This is a genomic window from Streptomyces sp. MGP-P1 (genome assembly GCF_057766565.1).
This window is the reverse complement of the sequence record NZ_JBYMEM010000001.1, coordinates 232,305-255,817: the sequence shown is the minus strand read 5'-3', so window position 1 is coordinate 255,817 and position 23,513 is coordinate 232,305. Positions and strand designations below refer to the sequence as shown.

Here is a 23,513-nt window from a genome sequence, read left to right as displayed (position 1 = left end):
GCCGGGTAAGGGGCAGGACGCCGCTGCCTGCCCGTGCCCGAGGGCCACCCGGTCGTCAAGCAGGTGGCCGAGGCGCGGTGGCAGCGAAGGCCGGCGGCTCCTGCGGAAGCTCCGCAGCAGCACCACACGGATCACCGCCGTCGTCCGTGCCGCCGTCGCACTCGAACTCGCCACCTGACCAGGAGGGAAAAGGTTCAGCGTCGGTCCTGCGTTCTCCTGCTGATCACACTCCCACCATCACACCGACGGGGGTGGTCGCGACAGCGCTTCACCCCGATCCCGAAGCGGTGGGCGGTCGAGCGAACCTACGGCTGGCTCATGCTCCCCCCATGATGCGCTGACGCGACGAATGCACAATCAGTGTTCCCGAGGGCCGCGAACCTCCACAGGCCCCAGTACTCGGAAGCCGTGAGCTGTGAGACCTCCGGTTCGGAGCAAATGGCGTGCTGGCAGAGCACGTTCAAGCCTCGAGGAGACCCCTGGATACCGGGGCGGTACCGGGGCCGTACAGGGCGGACTTCGGCCATTTACCCGGCGGCGCCCGTACGGCACGTCCCACGGGATACCGATAGCGGAGCGACGGTGCCGACTGGCAACGTGACGGGACCGAGGAACACCGGACGACGGAGGATCCGACGTGGCTGCGCCCCCTCAGTCCCCCCGGGCCACCAGACCGGGCCTGGCCCGGCACCGCGGCTACTGGCGTTGGTCGGCGAGCGCACAGCTGACCAGACTCCCCATCGCCATGGCACCCCTGGCCTTCACCTCACTCAGCGTCGCCCTGGCCGGGACATACGAGCTGGGCGCCGCCATCGTCGCCACGATCGTGGTGGCCGAAGTGATGTGCGCCGTACCGGTGGGCCGGATGCTGGACCGCTTCGGCCCGGTCCTCGCCCTGCGGGTCCTGCTCGTCCTGCGCGGACTGGCCTGTCTGACGGTGCTGTTCGCGCTGTGGCAGCGGGCGCCTTCCGCAGTCTGCCTCGCCCTGGCGGCTCTCATCGGCTGCCTGGGGGGCGGCCTGCTCGGCGGACTGCGGGCCCTGCTCACGGACATCGTCGGGCCCGCGCTGCTGACCCGGGCCGTCGCGGTCAACACCATGATGGTCGACGTGGTCATCGTCGGCGGTCCACTGCTGGTGGGCCTGCTGGCCACGCTGTCCGCCCTTGGGCCGGTCGCGGCGATGGCTGTCGCTTCCGTACTCGCGGCACCGCTGGTGTACTCCGCGGGTACGAGGGAGGCGAAGCCGGCGGTACGGCCGGCCAGGAGCGGCGCCCTCCTGCTGCCGCTGCTCGGCTGGATCGCCTGCGCCTTCGCCGTGGGGCACGTGGCGAGCGGGATCGAGGTGGCCATGCTCCCGATCGCGCAACGGCTGGGCGGCGGAACCGCCGCCGCCACGTTGATCGTCGGTGTGCTCTGTGTGGCCAGCACCCTGGGCGGGTTCATCTTCCTGCGCCTCGACCGGAAGGGAACGCCGCGCACGGTCGCGGCCCTGCTCCTCCTCTACGGTTCGGGGGCCGCCCTCGTGGTGTGTCTGGGCCACTCCTGGCCCGTCGTCATAGCCGGGACCGTACTCGCCGGTGTCTGCCTTGGCCCTCTGATCAACATGAACTCGCTGCTCGCCGAGGCGATCCTGCCCGAGCACCGACGGTCGGAGGGGTTCGCCCTCATCAACACGGCGCAGGGTCTGGGCTTCGGTCTCGGCTCCTTGGCTCTGTCCCTGCTTCCGCTGCCCCTCACCGGCCTGCTCGCCATGGCCTCGGCCGCACTGGCCGCGCTCACCGTCCTGCGGGCGCCGGGGCGTAGGGCCGCTGTGGAGGCGGCGGTGCCCGGAGCGGGCTGAGGTCCCGCCGGTCACACCGTGCTCCAACGGGGGTGGTCCGGGGCCGGGTCGAAGGTGAGCACGCGGTGCACCTCGACCGATCCGGTCAGTGCCCGGCGGGCCCGGGTGACGGCTTCCAGCCTGGCGGCGTGGTCGGGGGTGGAGTCGAGCAGCCGATACCGGCCGGGGCGACGCTGGTGGGGTCGTGGAGTACCCGTCCCCAACGTGAGGTGACCCGATGTCAGTGAAAACCCTTCGCCGAGCTCCGGGACCGGACCCGGTCCGGGCGGACACCCGCGGCGTCCTGCGCCACGCCCTCACTCCGCAAGACGCCCAAGACCGCCCTGAACCACGCCCCCCGCTGGCTGGGGTGCTACGGCTCCGTCAGCGCGCCACGGTTCTTGGCGGACGCCGGCATGCCGGCTTCCGGTCTGCCCCTCGCGGTCCGCGAACTCATGTACGCGGCACGGCTGGACGGCCGGAGACACGCGGTGATGATCACCGGAAACCAACCTGGTCACGGACGGCGAACTCGGGCCGACCCCGGGCCGAGGTGCACGCACCCGGCCTCACCGAGCGTGTAAACCTCTACGCGCACCTGCCGTGTGGGCGGCTGTGCCGGCCGCGCGTAACACTTCGCGCTGGGGCAGCAGGGCGGGGGTGTCGTAAGCGGGTAGGAAGTGCAGGCTCAGCGTGCCCGAGCCGGGGCGGGGCGTGCCGGGCCGGGGCGCCGGAGGCTGCTGCGGCGGCCACGTCACGCCGGGCGCGCTGTAGCCAGTGTCCGTTGACAACATGCGCGTCGCTCGTAAGTTCCTCCTCGTGGAAGGTCCCGGCGATGGCTGCGCCGTGGGTCAAGGGCGGGTGGCCGGAGCATTCCGGAAACGGTCGATCACTTCGTCCTTGAGGGCGACGATCTCGGCCTCCCAGTCCAGCACCGGGCGGGCGGGCACGAGAATGACATGTTCGACGCCCGTCTCCGCGAACTCGGCCACCCTGGCCCGCACGGCCTGGTATCCGCCGATGGCGTACAAGTCCCCGAGGGTGGCTCCAGGTCTGTGGGCGGCGACCTCGGCGTCCAGTTCGGCGCGGGCCCTGGGGGTGTCGATGGACGGCGGCAGGTAGAGCACCTGGACGGCCAGGGTGACGGACGTCCGTCGTCCCAGCCGGTCCAGTTCCCCGCGCAGGACGCCGACGCGGCGGCGGTACTCGGCGGGGGTGATGAACGCCGGCACCCAGCCGTCGGCCAGAGCGGCTACCCGCTTCACCGTCCGGTCCCGGTTTCCGCCCAGCCAGACCGGGAACGGCCGGGGGGCTCCGGTGGGGTCGGTGGCGATTTCGCGCAGGATGTGCTCCAGTTCGGCCGCGGCCCCGCGCTGATCGTCCATCAGTAACTCCCGAGCTCCGCCGATGCCCAGCTGGGCGATGAACCTCCCCCCGGAGATCTGGTGCAGCCCGGACAGCTCACGGGCGAGCGCGGTCTTCTCCAGCAGGCCCGGGGCCACCAGCGCGTGCGGGCCGAACCGCAGGGACGACGTCCTGTGGGCCACCTCCTTCGCCAGCTCGAGCGCCGGGGGCATGGCGTCCCCGTTGTTGTTGTAGAACCAGAACGAGTCGTACTGGCACCGCTCCACCGTCTCGAGGAGCGGCCACAGCTCGTCCTGGGTGACATGGCTGCGCAGCGCGGTGCCGAAGCAGAACCCGAAGTGAAGCGACATGATCTCTCCCAGTGCGTTGGGGTCCTTCGCCGGCCGGCCCGGCCAGATGTGCCCTGCCGGTCGCGGTCTTCGGAGGCGCGGAGGGCTGTTCGGTCGGCAATTCTCGGTCTGCCGATATTTTGCGGGCGACGCCTCAGGTGCGGAACTTTTAGAAGGAACCTTTGTGCGAATGCGCCCGGAACCGCTGAAGAAGCTTCCTCGTAGGAGAGGGGTCCTGCGAATCGGCGATCCGCGATCCCCTAGTTGTTCGGCTATTGGCCACCGCGCGATTCCCGCAGGGTCGCCACGCGGCTGCCGCAGGCCGCACGGAAAATATCACAGGTGCGGTTGTGCTGAGAAGTGTCACCCGTGTCCGACGGATGCGGAGGTGGGCTTCGATGTTCTGAGAGCTGCCGTACACCGAGGAGGCGCTTCGTCCTGCGTAATCTCACCGCTGCGGCTCCCCGTTCATTCCGGAAAGCTGTCCGAAAGAAGTCACCGGATATGGCGGAAAGTAGATCACCCCGCCTGGCAGTCACGACATCCGAGGAAAATCAGGTTCTCGCGGAACCCGTCAGTCTCGTGCGAATGGGTTGACCGGAAACCGTACACGGTGGGGGAGAGGCGGCCTGCTGCTCTCCGGTGCACCTGCGGAGCGTTCGGCGCGCACGCCGGGACTCGGTGCCGATCGGCAGTGCGTGCCCCGCTCCCGTCCGTGGTGAGCGGCGCTTTCCCGCAATCTCGGGCATGTCCTCGGCCCTCCTGCCCGCAAGGCGCCGACCCGTGCCCCGCACGGCGGGCCGGTCGAGTTTCCTCGCCCGGCCCATGGTCGGTCTGGCTATATTCAGTCATTCTCGAAAGAGACACTGCCGGGATGCCAGGAGCACATGCACACTTGTCTCCGGCGACCGCCCTTGGAACGCTAGGACCCCGACGCTGGATAGCAAAAATCCAGCGGATCAGTGCTGCCCGGTACCGACGAATGTTGCGACCCACGGGGAGGGTGAGTGCAAACTCGCACCGCCAGCGGTCGCATCCACCTTTTCCGCTTCAAACGTCACCGTGAAACTTTCTCCTGACTGCCCGTTAGTTCTGCCTCCCCCGGCCGATTCTTTCGGTGTCACATTCCTCCGTGACGTGGCCTACGCCTCCGCGGCGGATCGTCGTGAAGGACGAACGACGCGCGGCGACCTCCGCCGGTCTTTCTCCATCCTCGCCATCCGGAGTCATCGATCACGCGGTATCAGGAAGTCGAGAAAGGGCAAACGAGAGTGAACAGAACCGAGCAGGTTGCGGCAGCGGAGTCAACTTTCCGTACGGGGCTCCGACGGGCCCTCACGGCCCCCGAGTTCGGTATCTGGCTCACCAGTCGTGCCCAGCCGGAGGCCTTCAACGTCCACCGGGTCTGGGAGCTCCGTGGCCCGCTCGACGAGCGGGCCCTCGGGGAAGCGGTGCGCGAAGCCGCAGCCCGTCATCCCGTCTTCGCCCGCCGCCTCGACAGCGGTGGCGAGGTGCCGTCCTGGGCTCCGGGTCCTGCCGAGCCGCACTGGACGGTGGACGACCCGAGCACCGCCGACGTCGACCAGTGGCAGGCGGTGGGCGGGCACGCATTCGACCTCGCCCACGACTGCCCCCTGCGCGTGAGCCTGTTCCGACAGGGCCCGGAGCGTCGTCTCCTCTCGCTGCTGGTGCACCACATCGCCTGCGACGGCGCTTCCCTGGATGTCCTGCTCGCGGACATCGCCACCGCCTACCGCGCCCGCACCGTCACGGGTGCGCCCCGTCCGGCCCCGCCAGTGTTCTCCGCCCCGCCGTCCGAGTCCGTGGCGTCGACCGGCTACTGGCCCCGGGTGCTCGCCGACGCCTCCTGGCCGGACACCCTGCCGCGCGACCCGCAGCCGCGCACACCATACGGGGAGACCCTCCGCCTCCCGCTCTCCGAAGCCGAGGTGCAGCTCATCCGCACCGGGGCCCGCGCGCTGCGCAGCACTCCCTTCCTGCTCGGCCTCAGCGCCCTCTACGCGTCTTTCGCCACCTACGGCAACGCGACCGACCTGATGATCGCCACCCCCTTCGCCGCACGGACGCCGGCGGACCTGTCCACGGTCGGTTCCCTGGCGCGCATGGTGCTGCTGCGCCAGTTCTGGCGGGCCGGTGCCTCGGGCGCCGAACTCGCCGACGCCGTCCGGGGAACCGTGGCCCAGGCGCTGACCCACCTGGCCGAGCCCCTCCGGGAGAGCTCCGACCTCTTCGACACGGCGACCTCCGGACTGACGACCTGCTTCCAGGTCCACGGCGCCCCTCCCGCCCCCGTGTTCGACGGCGTCGAGGTGATACCGGTGGAGACGGGCAACGGCCTCACCCGCTTCGACCTCGAATTCGATCTCCATCTGGACCAGGGCGGCGGTCTGCTGTCGGTGATCCGCCGTACCCGGGGAGGCACCACCCACGAGGCCGCTACCGAGCTGCTCGACCTCGTCCGCCGCACCCTGCTCGCTCTGGCCCGGGAACCGGGCGCCCCGTTGCCCCGGTCGCCGGGCGCGTCCACCGCGTCCCTGATCCCTCCGCCGCCGCGACCCCGCCCGTCGATCCCTCTCATGGAGCGGTTCACCGCACAGGTCGCCGCTACGCCGGACCGGCCCGCAGTGGTCCGCGGCACGGACGTCACGACCTTCGCCGCCCTCGACCGCGAAGTCCGGGCGCTCGCCACCGTGCTGCGGGCGGCCGGAGCGGGCCCGGGCTCCCCGGTCGGCGTCCTCTGCGAGCGCGACGCCTCCCTGGTGGTGTCGGTGCTCGCGGTCTGGCGGACGGGGGGCCACGCCGTCGCGCTCGACCCCGCGCAGCCCGCTTCCCGCCTGACGTACGTCCTGGCCGATACCGAAGTCCGCACCGTGATCTGCGCTCCCGTACTGCGCGAGCGGCTCAGCGGAACGTTCACCCTGGTGGCTCCGGGCGGCGGCTCCGGCCCGGCCGGCCCGGAGCCGGACGCTCGCCCCGGCCATCCGGCGGCCCCCCACGACCTGGCGTACGTCCTGCACACCTCGGGAACCACCGGCCGCCCCAAGGGGGTGATGGTCGAGCACCGGGGCCTGGAGATCCTCGTGGACGTGCAGCCCGCGGGCGCCGGGGCGGCCAGGGTGGGCGTGACCGCAGCCGTCTCCTTCGACGTCTTCTTCCAGCAACTCCTGTACCTGTTCCGGGGGAGTTGCCTGGTGATCGCCGAGGAGGAGGTCTACCGCAACCCCCAGGCAGCCGTCGCCTGGCTGGAACGGCACGACGTGCGGCTGCTGAGCACCTCGCCGTCGATGTTCGCCGCGATGCGCCGGTTCGGCCTGGACGACGTGCTGCGGCGTACCGACCTGGAACTGGACCTCGGCGGCGAGGCCGTCGACCCGACGACCTGGCGCGACCTGCGTGCGCTCGGCGTCCGCGGCTCCAACGGCTACGGACCCACCGAAGCCACGATCCAGACCACCTGGTGCGGGTTCGACGAGCACGAGACGCCGAGCATCGGTCGGCCCGTCGGTGGGACCGCTGCCCATGTTCTCGGTCCCGATCTGCGGCCCGTACCCGTCGGCGCGGCGGGCGAGCTGTACCTCTCCGGCCCGCAGGTCGCCCGCGGCTACGCCTCCGCCCCCGCCCTGACGGCTGAACGCTTCCTCCCCGACCCCTTCGCCACCGCCCCCGGAGCCCGGATGTACGCCACCGGAGACCGGGTGCGGCTCACCGCCGCCGGACACCTGCTCTACCTCGGCCGCACCGACCACCAGATGAAGGTGCGCGGCCAGCGCGTCGACCCGTACGAGGTCGAAGAGGTCCTGCGGCGCGCCCCGGGCGTCCGGGACGCCTATGTGGCGCGTAGCGGCCGGGCCGGGGCCGAGGGACTGTGCGCCTACGTCGTCCCCGAGCCGTCCGGCCCCCGCCCCGAACCCCGGCGGGTGCGGGCCGCCGCCGCGGGCGAGCTCGCCTCCGCCGCTGTGCCCGCGCACGTTCTGCTGGTGGACGCCTTCCCCCTCACCCCCAGCGGCAAGGTGGACGAGCACGCCCTGCCGCTTCCCGCGCGGACGAGCGGCCCCGCCGGCTCCGCCGACCCGGTCAGCGCGCTGTGGGCGCAAACTCTCGGCGGCCCGCCCCTCGCCGGGGACGACAACTTCTTCGCCTGCGGCGGCAGCTCCCTGGACGCGGCCCGGTTCATCGCCGAGCTGAACCAGCTCCACGGCGCCGCCGTCGACCTCGCCGCCTTCTTCGGAGACCCCACGCCGGACGGTGCACGCGCGCGGTTCGAGGCCGCGCGGCCGGGAAGCGCGCCGGTGGCGTGCACGCCACCGGACGCCGGGAAAGCGGAGTTGTCGGCCGCTCAGAGCCGGTTGTGGCTGCTGCACCGCGCGGAACCGGACAGTCATGAGTTCACCGTGTACTGGGCGCTGTGCCACCGGGGTCCACTCGCTCGGGCGCAGCTCGACACCGCCTGGCACGAGGTGCTCGCCGCCCATCCCGAACTGCGGCTCCGCGTCGTCGACGGCGACCGCGGCCCGGCTCGCGCCGAGTGGCCGCTCGACGCCTTCACCGTGTCGGTGGACACGGCCGGCGAGGAGGGGCTCACGGCCCGGCTCCAGCGGGCGGCCCGCCGGGCGTTCGACCTCTTCGGTGAACCCCTCGCCGCCCTGGCGGAGTTCCGGATCGGCGAGGACGAACGCATTCTGCTCTTCACCGCGCACCACATCGTCCTCGACAGACACTCCACCGAGCTGATCACCCGACAACTGCTGGACCGGCTGGCAGGCAGACCGGCGCCATCCGCTCCGCCCCACCGCGCCTTCGACGCGCCCGCGCCGACACCCGAGGAGACCGAACGGCTACAGAAGTTCTGGGCCGGGGAACTGCGCCACGTCTCCACGGAACCGCCGATCGCCCTCGGCGACGAGCCCGTCCACCGCCACTGGGCCGGTGACGCCGTCTCCAGGTCGATCGACGCCGCCGACTGGGCTCGACTGACCGGGGCTGCCCGTACCCACCGCACCACCCCGCTGGTCCTCGCCCTGGCCGCCTTCGCACTCACCGCCGACCGGTACGGGGCCGGAGGCGATGTCCTGGCCGGCACCACCATGGACGTCCGGCCGCCGGGCTTCAGCGAGGTCGTCGGCCTCTTCGTCAATCCGGTGCCGGTCCGGCTGCGCCCCTGCCCCGACTTCACCGGCCGCGAACTGATCGCCCACACGCACCGGGCGCTGCTGCGCTCCCACGCCCACCGGGCCCATCCCTTCGACGCCCTCGTCCAACAGCTCGGCGTCCGCTCCGAACCCGGCCGTGCCCCCCTCTTCCACGTCCTGGTCGACCACGAACCGCTGCTCCGGGCCGCACCCGAGCACCTGGGGAACGCCGCGAGCCTCCCGGTCGAGATCCCCGCCGACGTGGCCAAGTACGACCTGGAGATCATCCTGAGGGAGACCCCCGACGGCGGCCGCCTGGACGTCGTTCACCGCACCGACCGATGGCCGACGGCACAGGCCGGGCAGTTCGCCGAACACCTCCTCGGCGCTCTGCTGGCACTCGTGTCCCGCCCCGCCGCCCGCGCCGCCCTGCCCGCGGACCAGGACCCCGCCCGGCCCACCCTGGACTGGACGCACCGCCCCGCCCCGGGCGGCCCTCCCGACCCGGTGAGCCGGCGGATCGACCGTATCGCCCGACGCGTCCCCGACCGGGTGGCCGTATCGGCAGTCGACGGCGAACTGACCTACGGGATGCTGCGGGAACGGGCGCTCGCCATCGCCGCGCGGCTCACCGCCCTGGGCGCGGGGCCCGGCACCCGGGTCGCGGTCCTGGTGGAACGCTCAACGGCGCTGCCCGCCGCGCTGCTCGGTGTCCACTTCGCCGGAGCCGCCCAGGTTCCCCTCGACCCCGGACACCCCGACACCCGCATCCACGCCGCACTCGCCGACTGCGCCGCCGCCGCGGTCCTCACCAGCGGCCCGACCGTCGGCCGGATCAGCGCGTCGGGCCCGCCGATCCTCGACATCGACCGGATCGACCCGCCCGCCGCGCCGTTCGTCCCGGTCGTGCCGGGCCCCGGCGACCCCGCATACGTGATCTACACCTCCGGGACGACCGGACGCCCCAAAGGAGTGGTGATCGAGCACGGCGCGCTCGCCGCCTCGACCGCCGCCCGCCGCGCGGTCTACCCACGGGAGCCGGTGTTCCTGCTGCTCTCGCCGCCCGCCTTCGACTCCTCGGCGGCCGGGATCTGGGGCACGCTCTCGGCGGGTGGACGGCTCGTCGTCGCGGACGCCGACGACGTCCGCGACCCCGAGCGGCTCATCGCGCTGATCACCCGGCACCGGGTGACCCACCTGCTCTGCGTGCCCTCGCTCTACCGGGTGCTGCTGGCCGCCGCCGAACGGGCGGGCGGCCCGGCGACGGCAAGCCTGACCGAAGTGATCACCGCCGGCGAACCGCTGCCGCAGGATCTGCTCCGGGACCACTTCGCCCTGTTGCCCGAAGTGGCGCTGGTCAACGAGTACGGCCCCACCGAGACGGCCGTCTGGGCGAGCTACCGCCGCTACCGCGCCGCCGGGCCCGTCGACATCGGCGGCCCCGTGCCCGGCTACCGTCTCCACGTCCTCGACCACGCGCTGCGCCCGGTCCCGCCGGGAGTCGAGGGCGAACTCTACGTGGGCGGCCCCGGCGTCGCACGCGGCTATCTGGGCCGCCGCGCCGAGACGGCCGCCGCCTTCCTGCCCGATCCCTTCTCCGGCGCACCGGGGGCGAGGATGTACCGCACCGGCGACCGGGTGCGCTGGCGGGGCGAGGGCGCACTGGTCTTCGCCGGCCGGACGGACGACCAGGTGAAGATCCGCGGCCACCGGGTCCAGCCCGCCGAGATCGAGGTGGTGCTGCGGAACGCCGACGGGGTCCGGAGCAGCGCCGTCGTGGTCGACGACGCCGGCCTGGTGGCCTTCGTCACCGGCACCGCTGAACCCGACCGCCTCCGTCGGGACATCGCCGAACGGCTGCCGGGCTACTTGGTCCCGCGCGAGATCCACTGCGTACCGCGGCTGCCGCTCACCCCCAACGGCAAGGTCGACCGGCGCGCTCTGGAGCGCGAGGCCGTCGAACGCCGGACCGCGTCCGCCGCGCGGCCGGCCGGGCCCGTGCCGCCCCGGTACGCCGGCGTCGTCGCAGCCTGGCGCGAGGTGCTCGGCCTCGCCGACGTCCCCACCGGGGTCAACTTCTTCGACGTCGGCGGCCACTCCCTGCTCGTCCCGGCGCTCCAGGAGGCGCTGCACCGGCACACCGGAGTGCGGCTGCCGATCCTCGACCTGTTCCGGCACAGCACGGTCGCCGACATCTCGGCCCGGCTGGAAGGGCGGGACCGCGGCACGGTCGCCGGTCCCGCGGCCGACGAGACCCGCAGCCGCCGCGACCAAGCTGCCCGACGGCTCCGCGACCGCCGTGCCCAGGAGGCCGAGTGATGACCCGTGACCGATCCCTCGACATCGCCGTCACCGGGGTGTCGGGCCGCTTCGCCGCGGCCCGCGATGTGGGCGAACTGTGGGCCGCCGTCCGTGCGGGCCGGGTCCTCACCCGCCGCCTCGACCGGGCGGAGGTTCTCGCCGCCGGGGTCCCGGCCGAACTCGCCGACGATCCGTCCTATGTGCCCGTGCACGGCTTGCTGCCGGACCAGGACCGGTTCGACCACGCCTTCTTCGGAGTCAGCCCCCGCGAGGCCCGACTGCTCGACCCCCAGCACCGGCTGCTCCTCGAATGCTCCTGGTCCGCGCTGGAGGACGCCGGACATCCGCTCGGCGCCGACCGCTCCCCGCGCACCGGGGTGTACGCCGCGGCCAGCGGCAGCGGCCACCTGCGGACGCTGCTGGCGGCGGGAGCTCTGGAGCCGCCGGAGTTCGAGGAGGCGATCCTTGCCAACGAGCGCGACTTCCTCGCCACCCGGATCGCCTACAAACTGGGGCTGACCGGCCCCGCGCTCACCGTGCTGACCGCGTGTTCGTCCTCGCTGGCAGCCGCCCACACGGCGATCCAGGCGCTGAACAACGGCGAGTGCGACCAGGCCCTCGTCGTCGCCGCCTCCGCCAACGCCCCCCAGGCCGGCCATCTGCACCTGGCGGGCGGGGTGATGTCGCGCAGCGGACGCTGCCGCCCCTTCGACGCGGCGGCCGACGGCACGCTGGCGGGCTCCGGCGCGATCGGCATCGTCCTGCGCCGTTACGAGGACGTGGAGGACGCGTCGCCGCCGCTGTACGGGGTACTGCTGGGCTCCGCGCTCACCAACGACGGCTCCGCCAAAGCAGGCTTCCTCGCGCCCTCCGCCGAGGGCCAGGAGCAGGCGATCCGCGCGGCCCTCGCCACCGCCGGCGTCGACGCCTCGACCGTCGGCTACCTGGAGAGCCACGGCACGGGCACGTCCCTGGGCGATCCCATCGAATGGTCGGCCGCCACAGCGGCGTACGGCTCCCTCGGCGCGCAGCCCGGCACGATCCACGTCGGGGCGCTCAAGGGCACCATCGGCCACCTCGACGCCGCCGCCGGTCTCGCAGGACTGGTCAAGGCGTTGCTGGTGGTCGAACACGGCCTGATCCCGCCCGTACCGGGCCTGAGCGATCCCAACCCCCTGCTGGAACAGCACGACACCCCCCTGCGCCTGCCCCGCCGGGCCGAGCACTGGACGCGCCCGGGCCCCCGCCGGGCCGCGGTCAGCTCCTTCGGCGTCGGCGGAACCAACGTCCACCTGTTGGTCGAACAGGCCCCCCGGACGCGGGCCCCGGCATCGCCCGACCGCGGCCCGCACCTCATGGTGTTCTCCGCCAAGGACCACGCGGCCGCCGACCGCGTGCGGACCCGGCTCGCCGACCACATGGATCACACCACCCCCGCCCTGGCGGACGTCGGCCACACCCTGGCGGGCCGGCCGGAACTCCCGTACCGCTCCGTCGCCGTGGCCGGCACCGTCGAGGAACTGACGCGCGAACTGCGCACGCCCGCCCCGAAGCCCCGTCCCGTCGGGGCCCACCCCGTGCCGCTGGTCCTTCTCTTCCCCGGGCAGGGGACCCAGGTCCCCGGCATGGCCCGCCCCTTCGGTGCCATCCTGCCCGGATTCGCCGACGCGCTCGACCGCTGTCTGCGATCCTTCACCCCCGACCTCGCCGCGGAAGTCGAACGTGCCCTGCATGACGGGGACTTCTCCGCCGCTCGGCTGGCCGAGACCCGGCTCGCGCAACCCGCGCTCTTCGCCGTCGAGTACGCGGCCGGGACCGCGCTGCGCGCTCTCGGCCCGGAGCCGAGCGTCCTGGTCGGCCACAGTCTCGGCGAGATCAGCGCGGCGGCCGTGGCCGGCTCGCTGCGGCTCTCCGCCGCCGCCCGTCTCGTCGAACACCGCGGCCTGCTGATGCAGCGGTGCGCCGCCGGCGCGATGCTCTCGCTGAGCTGCGGCGAGAGCCAGGCGCGGGCCCTCATCGAGGAGCACGGTGCGGAACTGGCCGTCGCCGCGGTCAACACCGCCGCCGACACCGTGGTCGCGGGAACGCCCGAAGCCGTAGCCGCCTTCCAGGAGAAGACCGCCGGACTGCTCAGGACCCGCGCGCTGCGCGCCGACCGCGCCTTCCACACCCCGCTGATCGAGCCGGCCGCCGCCGCGCTGCGTGAAGCGCTGACCGTGGACGATGTCCAGCGCGCGGAACTCGCCTGGGTGGAGAGCGCGAACGGTCGGCTGCTTGACGTGGGCTCCCTGGTCGACGCCGGGCACTTCGCCCGAGCGGCACGGGCACCCGTGCGGTTCGCTGCCGCGCTGGAGACGGTGAAGGCGACATTCCCCGGAGCCCACGCCGTGGAGGCAGGGCCGGGCCGGGTGCTCAGCGCGCTCGCCGAGTCGGCCGGGCTGTCCGCCACGCCGCTGCTCTCCTCACCCGCCGGACCCTCCGGCGACCGAGCGGTGCTCGCCGCACTCGGCGGTCTATGGGTCGCCGGTCTCCCGGTGGACCTCGACCGCCTGCGCCCGCCCGGCCGCCCCGTACGGCTGCCGACCTACCCGTTCGCCGGGCCACGCTGGAGCGTTCCCGCCGCCCCGCCGCCCCCCGGCCCGCGAGAGACCCCCGTCGTTCCGGCGGAGCCCGCCGCAACGGCCCCCGAGGCCAACCCCGACCAAGTCATCGAGCGGTACTGGCACGAGCAGCTCGGCGTCAGCGACGTCCCCGTCGGCGCGGACTTCTTCCAGCTCGGCGGGGACTCCCTGACCGTGGCACGGCTCGCCCGCGGGATGAGCCGGGAGTTCGGAGTCGACATCCCCGTCCGCGATCTCCTGGCAGTCCGGACCGTATCCGGACAGACCGCCCTCGTGGAGCGCTTGCTCGTCCAGCAGATCCTCGACGAGGCGGGGGAGGGGCGATGACCGGATCCCCGCTCGACCGGCTCACCCCGCAGCAGCGCGCGGAGCTGGCCGTACGGCTCGCGGGCCGCGGCCGCGTCACCTCCCTGCCCGCCCTGCCCGTCCGGTCCGTCGAACCCGCTCCGCCGTCCGCCCCGTCCGGCAGCCACCCCCTGTCGGTCACCCAGTACCGCATGTGGCTCGCCGAACAGGTCGCTCCCGCCGCCTCCCCGGCGTACACCGTGCCGCTCGCCCTCCGGCTCACCGGCCCGCTGGACCGTTCGCGGCTCCGGACCTGCCTGAACCTCCTCGCCGAACGCCACCCCGCACTGCGCACCCGGTTCGTGCGGGAATCCGGTGTGCCCCGGCAACACGTCGAAGCCCTGGCGAACATCGCGTGGGAGACACGGACCGTGTCCGGCGGCGAAGCCGCCCTCGCGTCCGCGCTCGCAGACGAGACGGCCCACGTCTTCGACCTCGCCGGGCCACCCCCCGTCCGGGCCGCGCTCCTCGTTTCGGGACCGCACCACCACGTCCTGGTGCTGACCCTGCACCACGCGCTCTGCGACGGCTGGTCGCTGGGCATCCTCGTCGAAGAACTCCTCCACGCCTACGCCGCGCCCGGCGCGCCCGTCCTTCCCGGGCCGGCGCCCACCGCATCGCACCTCGACTACGCCCGCTGGGAGCACTCGCCCGAGGGACGGGCCCAACTCACCGCCCACGCCCGGTACTGGGCCGGGCAGCACGTCGGCCACCCCGACGAGGCCGCCGAGCCGCCGTTCGCCCAGGAAGCGGCTCCCGGCGACGGGGAGCGCATCGCCCCGGAGACCGCAACGGTCCTCCCGCCGCGCCTGATCCAGCGGGCCGGCGCACTGGCGGGCCGCCACCGGGCCACCGTCCACGCGGTCTGGCTCGCCGGCTTCGCGGCCACCTGGCATCTGGTCACCGGCGCCCGCCGCGTCCCGGTGGACGTCCCGGCGGCCAACCGGACATCGGAGCGCTACGACCGCGCGGTCGGGGCCTTCGTCGCCGCCATGCCGCTCGACATCCCCGTCCACCCCGCGACGACCTTCGCGGCCCTGGTGGAGCAGACCACCGAGCAACTGCTCGCGGGAGACCGGCACGCCGTCGTCCCCACGGACTCCCTCGCCTTCCCCGACGCGCCGCGGCCCGCCGCGTTCGTCCTGACCGGCGAGGACAACCGGCCCCGGCCGTGCGGACAGCTCACCGTCACCCCGCTCCCCGTCCGCGTCCAGGGCAGCCAGGGCGACCTCACCGTCCAACTGGCGGCGGACGGCGAACGGACCGCCCTGAGACTCACCGGCTCCCCGCAGCGGTACACCGAGGCGGGCCTGCGCCGACTCGCCCAGGCATTTCTGCGCTGCCTGGAGGCTGTGCTCGGCGATCCCGGCGCGGTCCTGGCCACGGTGGACGTACGCGATCCGGGCGACCGGGCCCGGGTCGGGACCGTCGCCGCCGGCCCCGTCGCGCCCGCCCCACCGCTGCCGTACGACGCCTTCGCGCATTGGGCGGAACGGACCCCCGACGCCTTCGCCGTCCGCGACGCGACCGGTGACCTCGACTACCGGGCTCTGCGCTCCAGAGTCCGCGACTTCGCCGCTTTCCTGCACAGGGCCGGAGTGCGCCACGGATCGGCCGTCGCCCTGGTGCTTCCCGCGAGCGCCGACTACCTCGCCCTGACCCTCGCGATCTGGCGCCTCGGCGGCTGGACCGTGCCGCTGCGCCCCGACGACCCCTGGCAGCGCAGGCGGGAACTGCTGCTCGGGGCTCGTGTCCGCTTCCTGGTGCACGAGCCCGGCGACGCACCGCCCGAGACCCTCGCCGGACTCATCCCGCTCTGCGCCGCGAGTCTGCGCGCCGCGAGTCATCGCCCCGCGCCCGGCGTGCCGCCCGCTGCCCGCACCCGCCCGGCGGACCTCGCCTACGCGGTGTTCACCTCCGGGACCACCGGCGCCCCCAAGTGCGTGTCCGTGCCCCAGGGCGCGCTCGCAGGCGAACTCGCCTGGCGACGCCGGGAGATCGGCCTCGCCGCCCCCGACCGGGTGCTCCAGACGATTCCCCTCTCGTTCGACCCGTCCTTCTGGCAGTGCTTCGGCCCGCTCGTCGCCGGGGCGGGCGTCGTCTTCCCCGGCCTCGACCTGGGTGCCCGTCCGGCCGCCCTGGTGGACGCCGCCCGGGAGCACGCGGCCACGGTCGTCGACGTCGTCCCCTCCCTGCTGGCCTCGCTCACCGACGACGACCTGCGCCGCCTTCCCGCACGCGTACTCTTCTGCGGCGGCGAGGCGCTTCCCGCGACCCAGGCCGAACGCTATGCGCGCACGGGAATCGGAACGCTCTACAACCAGTACGGCCCCTCCGAAATCTGCATCGACGCCACCTCCCACCGGTACACGCCCGGCCGGGCCGAGGGCGTCGTCCCCGTGGGCCGCCCCCTGCCCGGCGTCCGACTCCACGTCCTCGACCCGTCACTGCGGCCCGTCCCGTACGGCACGGCGGGAGAGCTGTACGTGGGTGGGACCGGGGTGGCCCGGGGCTACGTGGGACGCCCCGCCGCGACGGCGGAGCGCTTCCTGCCCGAACCGGGTGGCCCGGTGGGCGCCCGGATGTACCGCACCGGAGACCGGGTGCGGTGGAACCCGGACGGCAGCCTGGCCTTCCTGGGCCGCAGCGACCACCAGGTCAAGATCCGCGGCCACCGGGTAGAACTGGAGGAGGTCGACCAGCACCTGGCGAACGTCCCCGGAGTGCGCGAGGCGGCGACGGTCGTGGTCGGCGAACGGCTCGCCCGGCTCGCCGCCTTCGTCACCGGCGACCCGGGACCCGACCCGGCGGCCGTACGCGCCGCGCTCGCCCTGACCCTGCCTCCCCACATGATCCCCGCCGAGATCCGAGTCCTGCCCGCACTGCCCGTAACCGCCAACGGCAAGGTGGACCGTCGCGCACTCACCGGACTCGTCCACCGCTTCCGTACCGAGTCCGCCCCGTCCCGGGACCGGGTGACGGCGGCGGTGCTGGACGCCTTCGCCGCCGAACTCGATCTGCCGTCGGCCGGGCCGGACGACCACCTCTACGACCTGGGCGGCGCGTCCCTGGGCGCGGCTCGGATCGCCGCCGCGCTGAGCACCGCTCTGGAGGTCGACGTCCCCGTCCGTACCGTCCTCACCCGGCCGCGCGCCGGCGACCTGGCCCAAGCGGTCGCCGAACTGCTCGACACCGCACCGGTGCCGGACGCCGCACCGGCCCACGACGACGGCCCTGCCCTCACCGCCGAACAGCGTCAGGTTCTGACGCTGGAGCGGCTCATCGGACACCCCGCGCCGGCGATCCCGCTGCTGCTCCGGCTCGACGCCCCTGCCCGTCGGGCCGACGTCGAGCACGCGGTCCGCGCTCTGGTGGCACGTCACGGCGCCCTCGGCCCCCTGCCAGGGGCCGCACCCGAGCCCGCCCCGTGGCAGCCGTGCGTCCTTGCCCCGCTGCCCGCCGACCCCGCCGCGGTCCACCGGCAGAACGACCTGGTGGAGCAACCCCTGCCCGACGGATCCCCGGGCCTGGCCGCGACACTCCTGGCACCCGACGGGGCGCGGACCGGCCGCCATGTGCTGCTGAGACTGGCCCGCAACCGGGGCGACGGACCGTCCGCGGGCATCCTCGCGGACGAACTCCTCACCCTGCTCGCGGGCGGCCGGCCGACGAGCCCCGCCGCCGACTACGGCGTGTACGCCCGCGTCCGCCGCGGGCGTGCGGACGCGGGCCGCGACACGCTGGAACAGTGGTGGCAGGAGACCCTCCGCACCATCCCCAAGGACCCTTTCGCCGCCCGCCGCGGCGCTCCGCGCGGCTTCCGCGCCCACGGGGCCATGACCGTGCTCCCGGCCGCCGCCCACGAGCTGCTGACGGCCCGCGGCCGGGCGTCGGGAACGACGACGACCGCTGTCCTGCTCAGCGCGTTCGCGAACGCCATCGACCCCGACGGATACGGCGTCATCATCGGCCTGCCCGTCTCGCACCGCTCGGCCGCCGAGGGTTCCTCACTGGTCGGCCGCGCCGTCGATCTGCTCCCCGTAGCCGTGACGGCGGCCGGCCCCGGAGAAAGCCGACGGGCGCTGACGGCCGCGCTGGACCACGCGGATCTGCCGCTGTCGCGGATCGCCGAACTGGTCGATCCGGTGGACCCCGCCGTCCGGCCGCCGGTCTGCGCCGCCGGGCTGATCGTCCATGAGGGCGGTGGACACCGCGCCGCGGTGCCGGACACGCCCCCCGGGGACGTCCTGCCCGAACACTGGTCCGATCTCGACCTGGTGCTCCACACGGCGCCGGCCGGACACGGCGGACTCCGGCTGACCCTCACCGGCGCCACCCGTCTCTTCGCCCTGCCCGAACTGAGCGCCCGACTGGAGGCGATCCGCGTCGCCCTCGGCGCCGAACCAAGCCCCTTCGCCCCACAACCGGACACGATGGGAAGGTCATGAACGAAGAGGAAAAGTACCTGTTCGACCTGCGCGGATACCTCGTCGTCGAGGACGTCCTCAGTCCCCGGCAACTCGCCGACGCCAACGCCGCCCTCGACCACCACGGCCTCTGGGAGGGCGAGAACAAGCTCGACTACCGACTCCTGAAGCAGTACAACCCCTACATCGCCAACGCGGGTCCCCTCCACACCACACCGCGCCCGGTCCGGAGCCTGATCGGCCATGACCGGGTGCTGCCCTACCTGGAGGAGGTCCTCGGCTCGGATCTACGGTACGACGAGGGCCAGGTGCTCTACGCGCGCAAAGGAGCGGGCGCGTTGATCCTCCACAACGGGAACACGCCCTGGGAGTACCCTCCCCTCTCCTACCAGGTACGAGACGGCCGCATCTACGGCGGCCACCTGATCGCCGCCTTCTGCCTCACCGACGCCCTGGCGGAGCACGGCGGGTTCGCCGTGGTCCCCGGCAGCCACAAGTCGGCCTTCGAACTTCCAGAGTCCTTCCAGAGCTGGGAGAAGACCGGGGACTGGGTCACCCGGGTCCCCGTCCGGGCGGGTTCGGTCGTCCTCTTCGCGGACACCGCCACCCACGGGAGTTGGCCCTGGGCCGCCGACTTCGAACGCCGGGTCGTCTTCTGCCGGTACACAGCGGGCATGGTGCAGCACACCTCACCCGCCCCCGTCCCCGAAGACCTCCCGGACGGCGACTGGACCCCGGTCGAACGCCGCCTGCTGCGCCCGCCGTTCGCCTGGCACTTCCAGCAGGACGCCGACGGCTACGCGGAACGGCAGCGGACCTCGGTGCGCTCGGCCGAGGGATGGGTCATGACCGACCATTCAGGCCAGATCATCCCGCTCGCCGACGACGGTACGGAGTGATGTCGATGGCGACCGTCACGCCCAGCTCCCTCGACTACGCGACCTTCGACAAGGAGATCGGCGACGACCCCCTCGGGCTGATGATCCGGATGCGTGAGGAAGGCACCGTCTGCGCCGTCCCCGTCGACGACGGACAGCGCCTTCTGGTCGTCGCCGAACCCGCCGTGGCCGCCGCCGCCCTGGCCCACGGCACCCGCAACCACCGCGGCCTGCTGCGCGAACTGGTCGGCAGCGGACTCTTCGTGGTGGCCTCCGGAGAACGGTGGCGGCAGCGGCGCGGCCTGCTCCGCCCGCTGTTCGCACCGCGCGCCGTCGCTGAGCTGCACACCCTGGTCCTGGACGCCGCCGAGGACTTCGTCCAGCGCGAACTGCTTCCCCGCGCCGGAGTGGAGTTCGACCTCGCCGACGCCCTCCAGCGCCTGAGCATCGAGATCATCCTCCGCCTGGTGGACCCGGCCATGAGCGGCGCCGAACTGCACCGCCTCACCGGGACGGTGCACCTGGCCGTGACCCATCTGGACCGCCGGCTCTTCACCCCCGACCGGGTCCAGGAAGGAGAGGACCTCGCGTTCGCCGACAGCAAGCGGACGCTGGAGGAGTTCATCGCCCGCCGGGCCGGCGAACAGCGCTGCCCCGTCGCCGAGCCGGGGCTGCTCCCCGCCCTGGTCTCCGCGTTACGGGAGCAGAGTGAGGCCGAGGACACCGAACTGGTCCTGCGCGAGGAGCTGCTCTCCATCTTCGTCGCCGGCGTCGAGACCATGGGCACCCTGCTGACCTGGATCTTCTTCAACCTCACCGGGGATCGGGAAGCCTACGACCGCACCTGCCGGGAGGTGCGGGAGACCGACCTCCAAGCCCTGGGCGCGGCCGGGCCGATGCCGCCGGGCCTCCTGCCGTACACCTTGGCCGTGGTCGAGGAGTCCCTGCGGTTCCACCCGCCCGCCTGGGCGCTGTTCCGCCGGATCGAAGCACCGCTGGAGGTGGCGGGCGTCCGGCTCGACACGGGCGATCTCGTCCTGGCCAGCACCTACGCCATCCACCGCTCGCCCGCCCTGTGGGAGGAGCCCGAGGTGTTCCGGCCCGAACGGTTCCTCTCCGGCCGTCCGCCCGTGGCGCAGTACTTCCCCTTCGGTGCGGGCCCCCACCAGTGCTTGGGGCGGCAGTTCTCCCTCTTGGAAGCCCAACTGGTCACCGCCGTGATCTCCGGCCACGGACGGTTGGAGCTGACCGAGGACCGCGCGGCCACCAGGCTGAGGCCCGCCATCGCGCTCGCACCCGACCCCGCCCCCCTGGCGGTGTTCGTCCCCCACGGCCGGCCTGCGACGTACCCCCTGGACGCCGTGCACCGTGGCGGCGCGGCATGAACGACGCACCGTACACGCCGAAGACGCCGACCACCCGGATCGAGGCACGTTTCACCGACGTCGCCGAGGCATTCCCTCGGCGCGTCGCCCTCACCGATCCGGAGGGGGACGTGCTGTACGGAGAGCTGCTGGCCGAGGCCCGCGCCGTGGCGCACGCGCTGCGGGGCCTGGGCGTCACGCCCGGCGACGCCGTGCTCCTGGTGGGCCACGGCGGCCGGGACACCGTCCTGGGTATGCTCGGCGTGCTGCTGGCGGGGGGCTGCTACGTACCGGTGGACCCCGGCTATCCGGCGGAGCGGGTACGCACCATGGCGGAACGCGCCCGCGCCGTGCTCACCCTTCACACCGGCGAGACGTCTCCGAGCGGCCTTCGCATTCCCGGGTTCGAGCCCCGCGCCCTCGCAGACGCCGCACCCGCCCCTGGCCCCGTCGACATGCCGCCCGCGCCCTGCGGACCGGATGACCTCGCGTACATCATGTTCACCTCCGGCACCACGGGAGAGCCGAAGCCGGTCGGGGTCACCCACCGCGGAGTGGTCTCCCTGGCCCTCGACCAGGAACTCCTGAAGCTCTCCCCGCAGGACGGGATACTGCTGCACTCCACCTTGGCGTTCGACGCGTCGACCTATGAGATCTGGGCCCCGCTGCTGGCCGGAGCGAGGATCACGGCGGCCGGCCGCCACCCCCTCGCCCTGCACGAACTCGCCGCACTGCTGTCGGCGCCCGAGGTGACCACGGCATGGCTGACCGCCCCGCTCTTCCCTCTGATGACCCACCACCACGGAGCGGCGCTCGGCACCCTGCGCACCCTCATCACCGGAGGGGACACCGTCCCCGCCGTCGCGGCGGCCGACTTCCACACCGCGTACCCCGGCACCCGGCTGATCAACGGATACGGCCCCACCGAGAACACCACCTTCAGCACACTCGGCCCGGCCTCCGCCTGGCAGAGCCCCCGCAGAACCGCGTTCCCCATCGGCACGCCGCTGCGGGGCACGTCGTGCTACATCCTCGACGAACGGCTCGCCCCCGTCCCTGCGGGGACTGCCGGAGAGCTCTTCCTGGGCGGCGACCGGTTGGCCCGTGGCTACCTCGGCCTGCCCGCCGCGACCGCGGAACGCTTCCTCCCCGACCCCTTCGCCTCCGGCCCAGGTGCACGCATGTACCGCACCGGCGACCGGGTACGGCAACTCCCCGACGGGGCCCTGGACTTCCACGGCCGCACGGACGACGAGACGAAGGTGCGGGGCCACCGCGTCCATCTGGCCGAAGCGTCGGCGATCCTCGCGGCCGACCCCGCCGTCCACGGCGCCGCGGTACTGGCGCATCCCGGCCCCGACGGCACCGTCCTCGCGGGCTTCGTGACCCCAGCGGCCCTGGACACCGCGGCCCTGCGCGCCCGCGCCCGCCAACGGGCCCCCGGCCATCTCGTCGCCGACCGGATCACCGCCCTGGACGCCCTCCCGCTCGCCGCCAACGGCAAAGTGGACCGCGACGCCCTGCGCGCCCTCCTCGCCGCCGCCCCGGCCCCGGACGCGCCCGGTGCCGATGGTGCGACGAACGCCCTCACCGTGGGCGAGCCTGCCCTGGCGGAGGCGTGGGAGGCGCACGCCGGACTTCCCGCCGGCCCCGACGCCGACTTCTTCGCCGGCGGAGGCACATCGATCGGGTTGATGCGCCTGGTCGAGGAGGTGCGGACGCGCCTGGGCGTCACACTCGACTTCGCATCCGTCTACGCCGATCCCACGTTCGCGGGCCTGACCGGTCAGCTCCGCGCGCTGCGCGCCGCTGCGGCCCCGGCCCCAGACCCGGCCCCGGACAAGGCCGCATCCCAGGAGACCGTCCGGACGCGCGCCGCCCAGCCGACGGGCACCGGCCTCGAACGGATCGACGGCCTGTGGATTCGCGTAGTGGCCGCACCCTCACAGGACCGTGTGGACCGGGACTTCACCGAGGTCGACACCTGGCTGCGGGAGTACGTGGGCCGTGCCCACCCCGAGTTGGGCCGTACCGGACCCGTCTGCCCGTTCGTACCGCCCGCTCTCAACGGCAAGACCGCCCAGTTCAGCCTCCGATACGACACCGACGGCCGCTCTCCGAACGAACTGGGCACCCTGCTGAAGGCCGAGATGGCCGACTTCGCCATCGTCACCGACGCCCGCCCCACCACCGGCGCGCCTCTGGAGTGCCGTGTGGTGGTGCTGCCCGGCACCGGGTCCGAGGGCTGGCGCAACCTGGACAAGATGTACCCGGGGCTGAAGAGTGCCGCAGTGGCCGACGGACTGATGATCAGCCAATTCCACCCACACTGCGACGAGCGAGCCGTGCGCAATTCCGCCTTCCCCGTCTCCGTCGCCCCCCTCGGCATGTTCGCGATACGTCGCATGGCCCCGCACGACGTGCTGTTCCTGCACACCGACCACGTCTGGATGGAGACCTACGACCGGCTCTACCGGGCGCACTACGAACGGGGCAGGATTCGCGACCCTCTGCTGCGCCGGCTCTATCTGGCGGCCCTCGACCGCCATGGACTGGGCCTCCTCACCCTCACGACGAAGGAGAACGCCACCCCATGAACGAGGATCTCTATCACGTGGTCGTCAACCACGAGGAGCAGTATTCGATCTGGCCCACCTACCATGACGTTCCAGCCGGTTGGCGCATCAGTGGCGAGGCGTCGGCACGCGAGGAGTGCCTGCGCCGCATCGAGGAGGAGTGGACCGACATGACCCCCAAGTCCGCACGGACCGCCCCGGCGGACGGCGCGCGGGTCCCCACCGACACGGCCGGCTGAGAGGCTCCCATGAACGCCGACCAGCGATCCGCCCGTCCGGCAGCGCCGGTCGGCTCCACCAGCGCCGCGCGCCCCGTTCCTCCGAGCGTTTCCGACGCG

10 protein-coding genes and 2 pseudogenes are annotated in these 23,513 nt (G+C 73.2%); 10 read left to right on the top strand and 2 right to left on the bottom strand.

What is annotated here, in order from left to right:
- The first annotated feature begins 637 nt into the window (after positions 1-637).
- Positions 638-1,840, top strand: coding sequence for an MFS transporter (locus AC3CH1_RS01070; RefSeq protein ID WP_488461096.1), 1,203 nt, complete (start codon positions 638-640; stop codon positions 1,838-1,840).
- A gap of 11 nt (positions 1,841-1,851) precedes the next feature.
- On the opposite strand, the gene AC3CH1_RS01065 is transcribed toward AC3CH1_RS01070, so the two are convergent.
- Together AC3CH1_RS01065 and AC3CH1_RS01060 are read right to left on the bottom strand one after the other, a co-directional pair.
- A complete protein-coding gene (locus AC3CH1_RS01065) occupies positions 1,852-2,043 on the bottom strand; it encodes a hypothetical protein (protein WP_488461095.1) in 192 nt (63 codons plus the stop codon).
- 627 nt (positions 2,044-2,670) lie between these two features.
- Entirely contained in the window at positions 2,671-3,534 is an 864-nt protein-coding gene (locus tag AC3CH1_RS01060; RefSeq protein WP_488461094.1) for an LLM class flavin-dependent oxidoreductase, read from the bottom strand.
- A 1,250-nt stretch (positions 3,535-4,784) separates the two neighbouring features.
- On the opposite strand from AC3CH1_RS01060, the pseudogene AC3CH1_RS01055 reads away from it, so the two are divergent.
- From AC3CH1_RS01055 to AC3CH1_RS01015, 9 genes and pseudogenes are all read left to right on the top strand, one after another.
- Positions 4,785-5,735: pseudogene (locus AC3CH1_RS01055) on the top strand (condensation domain-containing protein); the annotation flags it as partial.
- 375 nt (positions 5,736-6,110) lie between these two features.
- Positions 6,111-7,532: pseudogene (locus tag AC3CH1_RS01050) on the top strand (amino acid adenylation domain-containing protein); the annotation flags it as partial.
- A complete protein-coding gene (locus AC3CH1_RS01045) occupies positions 7,512-10,982 on the top strand; it encodes a non-ribosomal peptide synthetase (protein ID WP_488462112.1) in 3,471 nt (1,156 codons plus the stop codon). The pseudogene AC3CH1_RS01050 and the gene AC3CH1_RS01045, both read left to right, overlap by 21 nt.
- Entirely contained in the window at positions 10,982-13,912 is a 2,931-nt protein-coding gene (locus AC3CH1_RS01040) for a type I polyketide synthase (RefSeq protein ID WP_488461093.1), read from the top strand. The genes AC3CH1_RS01045 and AC3CH1_RS01040 overlap by 1 nt, the downstream gene beginning before the upstream one ends.
- Positions 13,909-18,378, top strand: a complete 4,470-nt coding sequence (locus AC3CH1_RS01035; RefSeq protein WP_488461092.1) for a non-ribosomal peptide synthetase — start codon at positions 13,909-13,911, stop codon at positions 18,376-18,378. Before AC3CH1_RS01040 ends, AC3CH1_RS01035 begins: the two co-directional genes overlap by 4 nt.
- Positions 18,375-19,256, top strand: a complete 882-nt coding sequence (locus tag AC3CH1_RS01030; protein WP_488461091.1) for a phytanoyl-CoA dioxygenase family protein — start codon at positions 18,375-18,377, stop codon at positions 19,254-19,256. The genes AC3CH1_RS01035 and AC3CH1_RS01030 overlap by 4 nt, the downstream gene beginning before the upstream one ends.
- 5 nt (positions 19,257-19,261) lie before the next feature.
- A complete protein-coding gene (locus tag AC3CH1_RS01025) occupies positions 19,262-20,620 on the top strand; it encodes a cytochrome P450 (protein WP_488461090.1) in 1,359 nt (452 codons plus the stop codon).
- The gene (locus tag AC3CH1_RS01020) at positions 20,617-23,196 is read left to right on the top strand and encodes a non-ribosomal peptide synthetase (protein WP_488461089.1); all 2,580 of its coding nucleotides are present in this window, start codon (positions 20,617-20,619) and stop codon (positions 23,194-23,196) included. The genes AC3CH1_RS01025 and AC3CH1_RS01020 overlap by 4 nt, the downstream gene beginning before the upstream one ends.
- Positions 23,193-23,414 (top strand): MbtH family protein, encoded by a 222-nt coding sequence (locus tag AC3CH1_RS01015; RefSeq protein WP_488461088.1) that lies wholly within the window; start codon positions 23,193-23,195, stop codon positions 23,412-23,414. Before AC3CH1_RS01020 ends, AC3CH1_RS01015 begins: the two co-directional genes overlap by 4 nt.
- Positions 23,415-23,513 lie beyond the last annotated feature (99 nt).